Origin of the sequence: Dyella flava (assembly GCF_016904955.1) — a bacterium.
Lineage (GTDB): Bacteria > Pseudomonadota > Gammaproteobacteria > Xanthomonadales > Rhodanobacteraceae > Dyella_B > Dyella_B flava.
Genome location: NZ_JADIKE010000037.1, coordinates 413,653 through 426,832 on the forward strand (window position 1 = coordinate 413,653; position 13,180 = coordinate 426,832).

The following is a 13,180-nucleotide window of genomic DNA, read 5'->3' on the forward strand; positions in this document are numbered from 1 at the left end:
TCAAGACTGAAACGCATAAAAAAAGCCAACCTTTGCGTGGGTTGGCCTTGGGATGCTGTTGGGTTTTGCCTTGACTCTGAGCGACGTGTTGGAACAACACATAGACGCGCTCTAGCTCAGATTGAACGCCTCTTTGTCGCTGTTCAGGCCAGCCGCGTCTGATGACGAGATCACGGAATCATCGCGCCTCACGCTGAAGCCCTTTCACTGTTTCGACATAGCCGCGCTCAACACCTCAAAAGGCCTATCACTTTGGATACCCGTTAGGTCAGAGACAAAGCGGATGTCTGTGACACGAGGATCACCGGAAGAAGCAGGCCGAGGCACTTCACTCATATCGTACATAGCAAACCCGCGCTCAGCGTAAGACATGTCAAATTTCTTATCGAGTAGATCCGAAAAATCAACGCCCAACGAGAGCGCGACATTTTCCCAAAGCTTCTGTTTGAGCCTAGGACTGCCGTGCACATTGGCTTCAATACTTCGCGCGAGATCCAAAACTCCGAGACCACCAGTCAGCATCTGAAGCATCACGGAAGCAACAAAGCCCGCACCAGACATAGGCGGCTGTAGCTGTTCTAAAGAAAAGTCGTGAGACCTTGTTCTCTTCAGCGTTGACTTCACCTCTAAATGAAGGCCAGGACGCGAGAAATCGAACTTGTCAAACTGACCAGCATGCCAGCAGGCCAGTGCTTGAGTTGGATTCCCGCTCTTCAAGATCACAAACAACTCGGCCCACAACCCAGAAATCTCTCGCACGCCTGGCGCCGCCAGCGCTCTGAACAAGTTGCGCAAGCGCAAGATGCAAGACTCAAGATCCTTGGTTTCACTCGCATCAGGAAGCTCCTCAATGGCAGCAGCTACGCACCGCACAAAAAGCTCATGCAACTCGGGTGCCGAATCATCGCACCATACAAGGCAGAACTGACCCTCTATCGCATCACCATCCGTCTGTACCCTGCAAGTGGCGTGAAATTCCGCTGAGAGATGGCGAAAATTGATACCGGGGTTGTAGGTGGCATCACTTGAATCATGCAAGAGAAAGATGGGTGCGCCCGCAGCACTCTTCCCAAGAAAATCCTGGCGCCTATCGCTTAAAGAAATCGCCTGATAGCTGCCCACGCCGCTTGCATTGGGTAGCGCGAGAAATGAGTCGAACAGATTGGACACAACTCTTAGTCCCTGTCTTCAACATGAGTGTCGCGACGGAGGTCCTTCGGAACATTCAGTGCGAACCAGGTGACGTTCAAGATATCCGCACTTGACGAATCTCTTGTTCTTGTTCCCAGGTTGAACCTGCGCAACTGAAGACTCAATCGATCAGGAGAGAAGAAACTCCGGTCATTTATTGCGCCAGCGGTCTGACTGAAGTACTGGTTCATGGGAGCATTGGGATGGCCAGCCGGAAACCCGCGACCGGCATCACGTGTACGGTATTGGGCCTCAAGGTTGTTCATCAGAAATACGTCAACTTTGAGATCCGGCTTCTCTCGGAGCAAGTCAGCTAAGCCGATAAGAATCGCGCTGTGCTCTTCGGCATCTGTTGCATCTCGGACTTCAATCTGAAGCAAGAAATCTTCAAGAACTGCTTTGAGCGGCACACCCTCGATCACAAAATTTGGCGATACCGACTTTGTGCCTTTGAACCGAGAAAACTCAGACGCGTTTCGGGCAGGCCCGTACTTCGCCTTCCAGCTCTTCTCGATGCCAGCCAAAAGTTTTCGATTGGATTCCGCCGAATCGCTGTCTCTTTGAAGTGCGCGAGGCACCATCCAGCCATCCACCGCTATACGTCGAGTGCCAAGACCAACGACATTTGGTCGCGTCGGCTTGAGAAGCGCATCAAGAATAAAGTCACGCCTCCACTCCTTCAAAGATTTTCCACGATGCCGTTCGAGGGCAGTCCGTATAAAGTCCTCATGGTCAACGTAATCAGAGAATGCCTCTCGTACGTCACCTTGTACAAAGATGCGACATAACCCCAGGTAGTCTTTCTTGTATCCAAAAAAACGAGCTCGCTGCTGCAACGTATCTGCCGCTGGCGAGTTTCCAAGTGGACGCGGCATATAAGTGATGGCAAGACCCTCTACGGTGTAGCCACGATCAAGCTTGGCTCCACCTACCAAGATCCAGTACGGAATCGACTTCCACTTCACTTTCTTTTCAGCGTCGGGAGTGCCGTTCACCTCGACGCAGTTCACTTCGCCAAAGACGTCACTCACCATGGCTTCGATCAATTCCGCCAGTGGCTTCAGATCTGGATACGTAGATTTCAGGGAGTCGTACTCGGCCTGAAAGCGCGACGCAACCTCGGCGGGATCCTTTGGGAACTGCCGCTCAACATAAGACTTTAGCGTCTTATATGACTTGTCCATCCATCTTTTGTAGTCCTTATGCGAACTGGTCTGCATGGCAGGGTGAACCATCATGGACCTATTTCGATCCTTGCCCTTTACCTTAGTCAGAGCATGCTGCGCGGCAGCAAGCAGGAAGTAGCGCAGGGCGCTGATGAGACTTTTGGGTGCTGCTGAAACAACATTTGTCTTGCTCGGCACTTCCTTTGCGGGGATATCAATGACCAAACCAGGGTTGTGCTTAAAGAACGCCTTGCCGCCGGTATAAGCTGCCCCGGGAGTAACAAGTTCCGCAAAGGACGGATTCAGAAGATCAGCTTGCGCCACCAGCAAGTTTGCTTGTGGTGTCGCGGTGTACTGCAAAAAAGAGTGGTGTGGAATCTTGTCACGAACGACGCAGATGCGGTCGTATGTTGTGCTCTTCTCTTTAGCACTGACCTTCTTGTCGCGTATCTTCGCAGCGTTTGTATTCAAACTCGCCTGATCGCTCTCGTCATCAATCACGAGCACGGGAACGCCATCAAGGGGCAGCTTATCGAGAACTTTGGCGAGATTTTCTAGATGATCTACGTGCTTTAGCACGGTGATGAGGATGGCCTTCTTCCTTTTCTTATTTTTCTTCCACGCCTCTATCTTGTCGTCGATCTGACTTGCCACGTTCAAAGCGGGATTAGAGAAGTGATACCAATTGTCACCCTCATCGATACCAAGGTCCTTCGTTAGCCTATCTTCCGACTGCTCACGCAGATTCTTCTTGGTGCCCGCAAACACAATGACAACCCCAAATCCGTTGTCACGAGCAAGCGAAATTACAGTCTCGAAGGACATGGTCTTGCCACTTTGAACGTAGCCAATAACCAGTCCAGTTTCTCTTCCTGCTGCTTCGGTGGGCGGAAGACACCGACCAAGAATTCTCTGCGCCTCATGAAGAACGGAATCTTCGCCGCAAGTTAGGTCCTCAATACGCGGTCCATTCGGATCCTTAGACTTGCTTTCTAGAAAGTCTTGAGTGAAATCCCCGCTCACAGGCTCCCAGCGAAGAGGCGGCTTAATTTTGCTCAGAACAGTGATGGATGCCGTCATTGAAATGTCGTGCGAGTGAGCACGCCTCGTAGCAGATAGTTGAAGTGATGTAGGAAACCCTGAGGGGACTCACCCGTCAGATCTTCCGACAAAACAAGCGAGATACAGACGGCAGATGCGATACGAAGAAGGAGTTCGATATTCTCGTTGTTCGCCCCAATGAACCTAGCCGAAAACGGGTGTGTAAGAGAGAGGTCTAGGCCCAACCTGCGAACACGGTTCGCATCATCATTTGCCTCATCCATCTTCGACAAGGAAACCCAGTCTTCCGTGGCTGGGTCAATCGATGTGCGCAAAGTGATGATCCACCGATAAACCCCATCATCAACCGTCACAATCCGCTCGGACACCTGAAGCGGACTAGATTCAATCATTAGAGGAAGATCATCTGGATTGGCTGGGTGCTCTTTGGCTTCCACTAGAAGAGGTGCGACGTCTTCTTCCAGGTATTCAGCCACCGAGTCCGTCGCCGCTTTGGCTTGAGCGTCGATAGATCTTCGCGTTGGTAGTGCGCGGTAGTTCTCCGCTTGTGCGAGCAGATCAACTGGCGGCTTTCCGAGTTCGTCCTTCAAGCACTCCAAGAAGATATCTTCGTACTCTTCCCAGCGAAAGCCGTCTTTGGTGTGACTGACCTCGAACCCTTCAACATGGAGTTCACCAAAGAGCCTTTGATATCGATAACTATTCGTTTGCTTAAAAATTTGGGACGGCCGATAAGTTTCGTCATGGCTGCCCACAATGAGGCGGTCACGCCTAAAGAGGGCGAAGCCTGCGAGATGGGTTGAACCAACCTCTCGCAGAGCTGCAAACCCCGTGACTCGCTGCCCCTCACCAAAATCGAGGTCGATAGCTTTGCGCCAATCTATGGGCGTTGCATCATCCCCAGTTGCCATGACCCCCGGAGAGGTATAACGAATTGCGTGAAGTATCTTTGGGGACTTATAGGTGAGCTCGTCCGTGTTGAACTTAAGTATCAGGCGACCATCTCGAAGGAAAACCCGATAGATACTTGCCAAGTGATCCTTAATTTTGGCGACGGTTCTACCTTGCGGCAAATGATGAAGCCCACGAAGGGAAACCACCGTGTAATGCTTCTGTGGGTCTACCTCTCGAACTTCAGTACTGAGAAACTCAATCTTGTTCTCGACGATTTTTTTGACATCGAAATGAATAGTTCGCTCAACAGACTCGCCAATAGCCTTGGTACGTACGCTCCAAGTTTCAGCGAACCAGCAAGCGGCGCTTTTCATCCCCATGCCAAATTCGGAGAGCCCACTTCGGTCGAGGGGAACTTGTGCTGCCCGAAAGGCACGCGGAAAGTCGGCGATAGTAATACCCGCCGCGTTGTCAGTGATGACAATCGAACCGGGCGCAGTTGCGTCCAGTTGGATCTTTACCTTGAGTTGGTAAGTTCCACCGTTTGCAGCCTGGAGTTGCGCAGCATTTGCAATCGCGCTCTGCAAAGAATTATCAATGAACTCAGCAAGCGCAAACCATGCTTTGTAGTTGAGATGCCGCAGAACAGATAGAACTGTGACTTCAGGCCTAATTGGAATTGCCGCAGGCTGAGCGCCGTTTGAATCCTTCATTTTACAACCTTCCGTTTTCTTCGGCCCTTGGTTAGCATCCGGTATTTCGCAACTGGCTTCGGCTTGTTGGCCGTAAGCAATGCACTAGCGACTCGCTCGACAACCTTTGAGTTAACAGCATTCCCTAGGGCGTGAAATGCCTGTGTTTGACTTTCAGGAAGCTCCTTTAGAGTGTGCATGCTTTGCAAGCGTGCACATTCGCGCGGCGTCATATATCGCTTCTGCCAGCCAATGATTGGCACCTGCGTATCGGTCATCGCGATTAGACTGGGTGCAGTCGTTCGCCTTTTGACGCGAACTCCTGATGCTCGGAACTGCAAAACATACTTCCATAGGTCCTGATCCCCGCCTTGAATATTCCACTCTAGCTTCTGAAGACTTGAGGGAAACTCGAGGATGCTTGGCAGCCATGGGTCTATCCAGCTTTTGTTTTCCTCGTAAAACTGCCTGTTTTGGCGAATGAAGTCTTTCTTCCACTTAGGAAACTCCATCTGCTCCGTGCGCGCATGACTCGGCAGGGCCTCCCATTGCTTGTCTTCATCACGAAAATTGCCCAGCTTACGGCCATGGCTGCCCTTAAAACCTTTCAAACCATCCACCCCATATAAGACCGTACGTGCATACGGGGTTTCGGTCTCGAACGGATAGGTCGCCCCCCACTCCATGGACCACAAAGGAAACGAGGGAAGGACTACGTCCTTAGGACAGGCTTTCAAGAACGCATCCCAAACGTTCAGGCAAGCACGCACCCTTGGCGAAAGCTTTTTCGCATCCTCTGGATGATCATCCAGCACGCTATCAATTGATGTCTCAACCGTCTTGGTCTTTGGCCAAGAGAAGTGCTTGAGCGGCTTCAACGAACCAACGATGTAGACACGTTCGCGTATTTGCGGGATGCCAAAGTTATGGGGTGACAGCTTCGTTGCATCAATGTGATACCCCAATCCTTCAGGACCCAGAATTTTTTTAATCTTCTTCCAGGTCTCACCTTCATCGTGCTTCAGAAGGTTAGGCACGTTCTCAAGAATAAAATACCTAGGCCTCTTCTGCCGAAGAATTTCTTCCACGTTAAAAAACAAGCCGCCTTGCTTCGTGCACTCAAAGCCAAGTTGTTCGCCAGCCTTGGAGAAAGGCTGGCATGGAAAACCGGCAGTCAACACGTCATGGTCAGGCACGGAGGTTGGAGCAATCTTCGTGATGTCGCCCGCAGGAAGAATTCCGAAATTCGTCTGGTACAACGTTCTCAGATTCTCCTTCCACTCAGCTGCATAGACACATGTACCGCCCAAGCGCTTAAGTGCCAGGTGAAAACCACCCAACCCCGCGAACAAATCAACAAATCGGAAATTCTTGGCGTTCACTTTTTAATTCAATCAATATGTTCGAGTTTCAACTCGGGCTAATCGTCCAATAATCCGTATCTTGTTCGGACTTATTCAGACGTTTCGCGACCTTACCTTTGTCAACTTGGACAGGGGGCTGTCACTGACGCCTGTCACATAGTCCGTGCTTACAGAACTACCCACCGGAGGGTTGCCAGCTCATCCGCGTGCATATTTTCTCCAGTCCACAACGTTCAAGTCTCGCAGTATGAGATTGAATTCGGGAGCCGCCTTTGCTCCGAAGTAACTATCAAGTTGATCTAGCAAAGTAGCTCCCTCAATTCGGCAATCCTCAGCCACTCTGCCCACTTCAATCCAGCCCACAGTGACGACAACTCTGCGGTCCAGGGCCTCATGTATGAGGTGGTGTGGACGTCATCCGATTGCTCGTGACCCACAAAGGCACGACGCTGCTCATCAGACACCTGGGTCCCCTGCAAGGATTGGATGACACTCTTTCGAAGAGAATGGAAACCGACCCGTCCGTTCTGGCGACGGGGTATCACACTCACTTCTGAGCGCTTGAGGTGATAGGTGAAGCTCTTGGAGATGACGGAACCCTTGCCCGCCTTCCCCTCCAGATTCACATCAGGGAAGAGGCGTTCCGCACCTTCGCTTCGAAGCTTCTCAACATAGTCGATGAAGCCAAGGTCCAAGATGTCTGGATGAAGGGGAACCAAGCGCTTTGACCCTTCGGTCTTGACCGATTGACCATCGCTTTCAACTGTGAGCCTGATGCACCAGATGCCCTGCTCCTGGACGATATCTCGCAGGTAGATCTGGGCAATTTCTCCAACTCTCGCACCAGAATACAACCCCAGCAAAGCTGCCCAGCAGGGATGCACCTTGGTCATCAGCGCCAAATTCTCTGGAGAATAAATGCGCTTGAGTTGGTCAGTGTCAAACGCTTCCCACTGATGACCCTCGGCACGTCGCTGCGCCTTCTCTCGCTTCTTCATCACCATCACGCCTTTGACGACGTTTTCCGTCAAATGACCTTGTTGGACGAGAAAAGCAAAGAGCTGTGCGACGTTCGACACATAGTTGACGGCTGTGCGTTTGGCGACACCTTTACGCACCAGTTCACCGGCCCACTCTGCTGCCATTGGGCGTGTGATTGAGGCAACGGGCGTTCTTGCACCAAATGATTCAACAAAGGTTTTCAAGGCCCTTTGACGGCCATCCCAGGTGTCCGCCTTGAGTCCAGGGGCTTCTATCTCAGAATAATTCTGGATGGCTTTTTCAAGGGTGAGGCCAACGGATTGTGTAGCTGGCGAAGCAGCCTTTTGCTTGGCTTGACCAGGCATAGCCCCCCGAAGCCGACCTAACCTATCCAGGGCCTCCATGGCCCGGTCATGGTCGTCTTGATCATTTGCCTTGAGGACCCCATTGGCGAGGTCAATTTCGTACTTGCGCGAGGTCCTTTGCTGGAATCCTTGCAACAACTCGGCAACTGATGGCGGCCCAATCCTAGCCATCCCTTCCCCCCGGAGGTCCCTGAAGACTTGAGCATACTGCGAAGCCATGACCAAGGCGAAGGCTTGGGCCAACCTTCGGTCATGGGTCTGAAGAGACCTACTGATAACCGATTGGCCGACCAATGGGCGAAGGTCGGTCGGAACGATGAGCCGGAAGGAGAATCCGGAGGACCGGTAGATAAGGTGGTGTGGGAGTCGCATGGATCATCCAAAGTTGATCCAAGTTTTGATCCAACCTGAGCCCCTGAAACGACAAAAGACCCTGAATAATCAGGGCCTTCTGAAGTGGCTGGGAGACTAGGATTCGAACCTAGATAAACGGAGTCAGAGTCCGTTGTCCTACCGTTAGACGATCTCCCAATACCGTGCCGATCGATGCGCTCTGACTTGATGCATCGTCGACCGAACCGCAACCTCGGATGAGGATTAGCGCTTCGAGAACTGGGTAGCGCGACGTGCCTTGTGCAGACCGACCTTCTTACGCTCGACTTCACGGGCGTCGCGGGTCACGAAGCCAGCCTTGCGCAGCTGGGTCTTCAGGCTTTCGTCGTACTCGATCAGGGCGCGGGCAATGCCGAGGCGGATCGCGCCGGCCTGGCCGGTGATGCCGCCGCCGGCAACCGTGACCTTGATGTCGAACTTGTCGGCGCTCTGGGTCAGCTCAAGCGGCTGACGCACGATCATGCGCGAGGTCTCGCGACCGAAGAACTGCTCCAGGGTCTTGCCGTTCACTTCGATAGCGCCGGTGCCCTTGCGCAGGAACACGCGAGCGGCGGAGGTCTTGCGGCGGCCGGTGCCGTAATTCTGCTGAATCGCCATGTTGCTTCCTTAGATTTCCAGCGCCTGCGGCTGCTGAGCGGTATGCGGATGTTCGGCGCCGCCGTACACCTTGAGCTTGCGGTACATGGCGCGGCCGAGCGGGTTCTTCGGCAGCATGCCCTTCACGGCGATCTCGATGACGCGCTCGGGATGGGTGGCCAGCATGTCTTTCAGGCTGGTGGTCTTGAGGTTGCCGACGTAACCGGTGAAACGGTGGTACATCTTGTCGTCCAGCTTGGCGCCGGTGACAGCCACCTTCTCAGCGTTGATGACGACGATGTAGTCGCCGGTATCGACGTGAGGGGTGAACTCGGGCTTGTGCTTGCCGCGAAGGCGACGCGCGATTTCGGTCGAGAGACGACCGAGGGTCTTGTCCGTGGCGTCAACCACGTACCAGTCGCGCTTGACGCTTTCCGGCTTGGCGCTGAACGTTTTCATTTCGGAATACCTGTCTGCCGCCACATGGGCGGTAAGCGGAATCGGTGGAACAAAGGCGCGAGATAATAGCGAAGCTTTCATCTATCGCGCAAGCCCACGGGGGGCTGCGAGTCGCAAATGATAGCATGAACGACATGCCTCTTGAGAAGCCCCAACACCGCATTGCCGTGCTGGCCGACCAGTGCGTGCAGTGCGGCCTGTGCCTGCCGGTCTGCCCTACCTACGCCCTGGACGGCAACGAAGCTGAATCGCCGCGCGGCCGCATTGCGATTGCCGCGGCGTTGGCCCGCGGCCAGGTTTTGCCCAGCCCGGAACTGCGCGAGCCGCTGGACCATTGCCTGGGCTGCCTGAACTGCCAGCGGGCGTGTCCGGCGGGCGTTCGGTATGAGGAGCTGCTGATCGAGACCCGCGCCTTGCTGGGTCCGTCACCGCAGCGCCCTGAAACGCTGCTCAGCCTGATCAAGCGCCCCAAGCTGAACCGGTGGTTGCAGTGGCTGGCCCGCATGACCGGGGCCGGTTATTGGCTTCCGGCCATCCTTGGCGGCCGGAAGCTCGGGGCATGGCAGTCGGCCCTCTCCTTATTAAAGGGGGTCGAGCGACCCGCACGCATCTCAACAGCCGCCGAGATGGCGCCTTCCACGCAGGGAACTATTGCCCTGTTTCCCGGCTGTGCGGCCAGTGTCCAGGACAGCGAGGCGGAGCGCGCGGCGGAACTGCTGCTTGCTGCCGCGGGTTACCGCGTGATCCGCCTGCCCGCCTTTTGCTGTGGCGCGCTGGATTGGCATGACGGGGCTGCTGACGCTGCCGGCGCGGCAGCAGTGCAGGTTCGACAGGCCTGGGCCAACACGAATGCGGATTATCTGGTGACGGTCACCCCTGGCTGCCTGTCCGCCTTGCGCCACGCGCTCCCCGATGTGCGCGTGGACGACGCCTACCACCTTTTGGCCGAGCGCGCCGAACAGCTGCGCTTCCGCCCGCTCCCGCTGCGCGTGGCGCTGCACGTACCTTGCACGCAATCCAACGTGGCGCGCAGTGACGCCGTGCTGACCGATCTGTTGCAGCGCATTCCCCAATTGAACGTGCTGCGTCTTTCACCCCCGCCCTACTGTTGCGGTGCAGCCGGCACCCATGTCCTGCAATTTCCGGAACGCGCTGCCCCGCTTCGCAATGATCTGCTATCGCAGGTCAAGACACTGGATGTGCAGATGCTACTGTCGTCCAATATTGGGTGCCGGCTGCATCTGGCGGCCGGACTTGCCGAGCAGGCCTCAACGCTGCCGACCATGCATCCACTGACCTTGCTCGCACAGCAATGGGAACGAGTCTTGTAATGAACACACGTACGCTGACACCCCTTGATCGATTGCTGGCCGGCATCGAACGCGCTCTTGAAACCGTGGCCGGATCTCCCGAAGCCAGCCGCCCATCACCGGCGCACGGCATCACTCATGCCGAAATGGACGATGCAGAGCGCCGCCACGCGGCCGGCTTGATGCGCGTCAACCACACTGGCGAGGTGTGCGCGCAGGCGCTGTATGACGGGCAAGCCGCGCTGGCCCGCAAGGAAGAAAACCGCGCTTATCTGCAGCATGCAGCGGCCGAAGAAACCGATCATCTGGCCTGGTGCGGCGAGCGTCTGCGCGAATTGGACAGTCGCCCCAGCCTGCTCAATCCGCTGTGGTACGCCGGCAGTTATGCGATCGGCGCGGTGGCGGCGCTGGCCGGTGACAAGGTAAGCCTGGGTTTTGTGGTGGAAACCGAAAAGCAGGTGGAAGCCCATCTTGCCGAGCATATGGACAAGCTGCCCGGGCAGGATCAGCGTTCGTGGGCGGTGCTGAAGCAGATGCAGACCGACGAGGTACAGCACGCACAGCATGCGCTGGAACGAGGCGGCATTGCACTTCCCTTCCCGATTCCGCAGCTGATGCATGTCAGCTCGATGGTGATGAAGACGGTGGCTTACCGCGTTTGATCGCACAAACCACGGGCGCGAACCGTGGGCTGGGTGGGTTTGGTAGGTTGGGTTAGCGCAGCGTAACCCAACGGAATTCCATCGAAGCGACAAACATCGTTGGGTTACGCTGCGCTAACCCAACCTACCAAAACCCGCCTTTCGGCGGGTTTTTCATGTTCACATCAGGTTGCGCCCGTGGAACAGTTCTTCGATTTCACGGCGCAGCAGCTGCTCGATCTTCTGCCGCTCCTTGAACGAGAGATCGTCGGCGTGGGCTTCGAACAGATAGGTGTCGAGGTCGAAGTCCTTGATGTGCATCTTGGTGTGGAAGATGTTTTCCTGATACACGTTCACGTCGAACATCTCGTACTTCTGACGGATGTGGCGCGCGAGGTAGTCCTGCACCGAGTTGATCTTGTGGTCGATGAAGTGCTTCTTGCCTTTCACGTCGCGGGTGAAACCGCGCACGCGGTAGTCGCAGACCACGATGTCGGACTCGAAGCTGTCGATCAGGTAGTTCAGGGCTTTCAGCGGGGAGATCACGCCGCAGGTTGCTACGTCGATATCCGCGCGGAAGGTCGCGATGCCGTTATGCGGATGGGTTTCCGGATAGGTGTGGACGGTGATATGGCTTTTGTCCATATGCGCCACCACGGCGTCGGAAATCGTATCGCGGCCCAGCTTCTCCACCACCGGCTCCTCGGAAATGAGGATGGTGACCGAGGCACCCTGCGGGTCGTAGTCCTGGCGGGCCACGTTGAGGATGTTCGCGCCGATGATCTCGGCCACGTCGGTGAGGATCTGGGTGAGACGATCGGCGTCGTACTGCTCGTCGATGTACTCGATATAGCGCTGGCGCTGGTCTTCGGACACCGCATAGCAGATGTCATAAATATTGAAGCTCAGCGCCTTGGTCAGGTTGTTGAAGCCCTGCAGACGCAGGCGCGGGAGGGGTTTCACCACGGCGACACTCCATGGCCGGGTCACGGCCGACAGGTGAGGCGGGTTAGCTACAAGGGTCCCCGCTGAATGGAAAGACGTGCTGGACCCTTATCCTGCACGCCTCTTGTGTACGGACGATGGCAAATGCCACCATCCGGGGAAGACTGCGAAGTATGCGGCAAAACGATGAAAAACAGAACCGTGGGGGTGTCCACACCCGCGTGTCGTCTTTGCCATAATGCGAGGATTGCAAGGGACGCATTCCGTCAGTACGGCTGCCGGTAAGGGCAGCCCTTGAGACTACTCAGCTTGGGGAAAATCTGTGGTGCAGCTGAAATATCAATTACAACAAGCGTTCGAACGTTCACAGGCTCCACTCGGCTTTGCGCCGGACCCCGCCGCCATGGAGCGCTTTCTGGGGCTCTGCCACCGCCGCCGCTACCCGGGCAAGACCGCCATCATCCGTCCCGGCGACCCCGCCAACACTCTTTATTACGTGATCGAAGGCTCCCTGGCCGTCTGCACCGAGGACGAACAGGGCCGCGAGCTGATCCTCGCCTATATCAGCCGCGGTCAGTTCATCGGCGAAATGGGTCTGTTCGTGGAGCAGGCGCAGCGTGAGTCGATGGTGCGCACACGCAGCCCCTGCGAAATGGCCGAAATCAGCTACGAACGCCTGTTCCAGCTGATGGAAGGTCCGCTGCGTGACGAATGCCCGAAGATCCTGTTCGCCATCGGCGCACAACTGACCCACCGCCTGCTGCGTACCTCGCGCCAGGTCAGCCGCATGGCGTTCATGGATGTCACCAACCGCATTTCGCGCACCCTGCTCGACCTGTGCCAGGAGCCTGATGCGATGAGCCATCCGGAAGGCACCCAGATCCGCATCTCCCGCCAGGAAGTCAGCCGCATCGTCGGCTGCTCCCGTGAGATGGTGGGCCGCGTGCTCAAGCAGCTGGAAGAGCAAGGCATGATCGAAGTGTCCGGCAAGACCATCGTGGTCCGCGGCACCCGCTAAGCCTTAGGGCCTGTTAGCACTATTGGCGTAGCCCGCGTTGCCGTGGAGTGGTCGTCAGGTGGTAGTGCGTGGCGCAGGCTTGGCTGGCTGCCAAGTCAAGCCGCGCGCTGCCGCATGACGGCC

General features: G+C 55.6%; 11 protein-coding genes, 1 tRNA gene and 1 pseudogene. 3 read left to right on the plus strand and 10 right to left on the minus strand.

The window, feature by feature from the left end:
- Positions 1-204 precede the first annotated feature (204 nt).
- The 9 genes and pseudogenes from ISP19_RS15095 to rplM all read right to left on the minus strand — a co-directional run bounded on the left by ISP19_RS15095 (position 205) and on the right by rplM (position 9,143).
- Positions 205-1,170, minus strand: coding sequence for a PD-(D/E)XK motif protein (locus ISP19_RS15095; protein WP_204683227.1), 966 nt, complete (start codon positions 1,168-1,170; stop codon positions 205-207).
- Positions 1,171-1,175: 5 nt separating this feature from the next.
- On the minus strand, positions 1,176-3,437 hold the full coding sequence (locus tag ISP19_RS15100; RefSeq protein ID WP_204683228.1) for a Z1 domain-containing protein: 2,262 nt from the start codon (positions 3,435-3,437) through the stop codon (positions 1,176-1,178).
- On the minus strand, positions 3,434-5,026 hold the full coding sequence (locus ISP19_RS15105) for an ATP-binding protein (RefSeq protein WP_204683229.1): 1,593 nt from the start codon (positions 5,024-5,026) through the stop codon (positions 3,434-3,436). The genes ISP19_RS15100 and ISP19_RS15105 overlap by 4 nt, the downstream gene beginning before the upstream one ends.
- Positions 5,023-6,387 (minus strand): DNA cytosine methyltransferase, encoded by a 1,365-nt coding sequence (locus tag ISP19_RS21505; protein WP_204683230.1) that lies wholly within the window; start codon positions 6,385-6,387, stop codon positions 5,023-5,025. The genes ISP19_RS15105 and ISP19_RS21505 overlap by 4 nt, the downstream gene beginning before the upstream one ends.
- Before the next feature lie 281 nt (positions 6,388-6,668).
- Positions 6,669-7,886 carry a site-specific integrase gene (locus tag ISP19_RS15115; RefSeq protein WP_204683231.1) on the minus strand — a complete coding sequence of 406 codons (1,218 nt, stop codon included), beginning with the start codon at positions 7,884-7,886 and terminating at the stop codon, positions 6,669-6,671.
- Positions 7,887-7,907: 21 nt separating this feature from the next.
- Positions 7,908-8,087 (minus strand): annotated as a pseudogene (locus ISP19_RS21655) (DUF6538 domain-containing protein); the annotation flags it as partial.
- Between the two features lie 85 nt (positions 8,088-8,172).
- Positions 8,173-8,246: transfer RNA gene (locus tag ISP19_RS15120), tRNA-Gln, on the minus strand.
- 66 nt (positions 8,247-8,312) lie between these two features.
- A complete protein-coding gene (gene rpsI / locus ISP19_RS15125) occupies positions 8,313-8,705 on the minus strand; it encodes a 30S ribosomal protein S9 (protein ID WP_204683232.1) in 393 nt (130 codons plus the stop codon).
- Positions 8,706-8,714: 9 nt separating this feature from the next.
- Positions 8,715-9,143 carry a 50S ribosomal protein L13 gene (gene rplM, locus ISP19_RS15130; RefSeq protein WP_204683233.1) on the minus strand — a complete coding sequence of 143 codons (429 nt, stop codon included), beginning with the start codon at positions 9,141-9,143 and terminating at the stop codon, positions 8,715-8,717.
- Between the two features lie 125 nt (positions 9,144-9,268).
- Between rplM and ISP19_RS15135 the strand changes: the two genes are divergently transcribed.
- On the plus strand, positions 9,269-10,474 hold the full coding sequence (locus ISP19_RS15135; RefSeq protein ID WP_204683234.1) for a (Fe-S)-binding protein: 1,206 nt from the start codon (positions 9,269-9,271) through the stop codon (positions 10,472-10,474).
- The gene (gene coq7, locus ISP19_RS15140; RefSeq protein ID WP_204683235.1) at positions 10,474-11,115 is read left to right on the plus strand and encodes a 2-polyprenyl-3-methyl-6-methoxy-1,4-benzoquinone monooxygenase; all 642 of its coding nucleotides are present in this window, start codon (positions 10,474-10,476) and stop codon (positions 11,113-11,115) included. The genes ISP19_RS15135 and coq7 overlap by 1 nt, the downstream gene beginning before the upstream one ends.
- Before the next feature lie 159 nt (positions 11,116-11,274).
- On the opposite strand, the gene speD is transcribed toward coq7, so the two are convergent.
- Positions 11,275-12,060: an adenosylmethionine decarboxylase gene (speD, locus tag ISP19_RS15145; protein ID WP_126685269.1), complete on the minus strand. Its 786-nt coding sequence runs from the start codon at positions 12,058-12,060 to the stop codon at positions 11,275-11,277.
- A gap of 301 nt (positions 12,061-12,361) precedes the next feature.
- Here speD and crp point away from each other — a divergent pair, with 301 nt between their 5' ends.
- A complete protein-coding gene (crp, locus tag ISP19_RS15150) occupies positions 12,362-13,057 on the plus strand; it encodes a cAMP-activated global transcriptional regulator CRP (protein WP_204683236.1) in 696 nt (231 codons plus the stop codon).
- Positions 13,058-13,180: the final 123 nt, after the last annotated feature.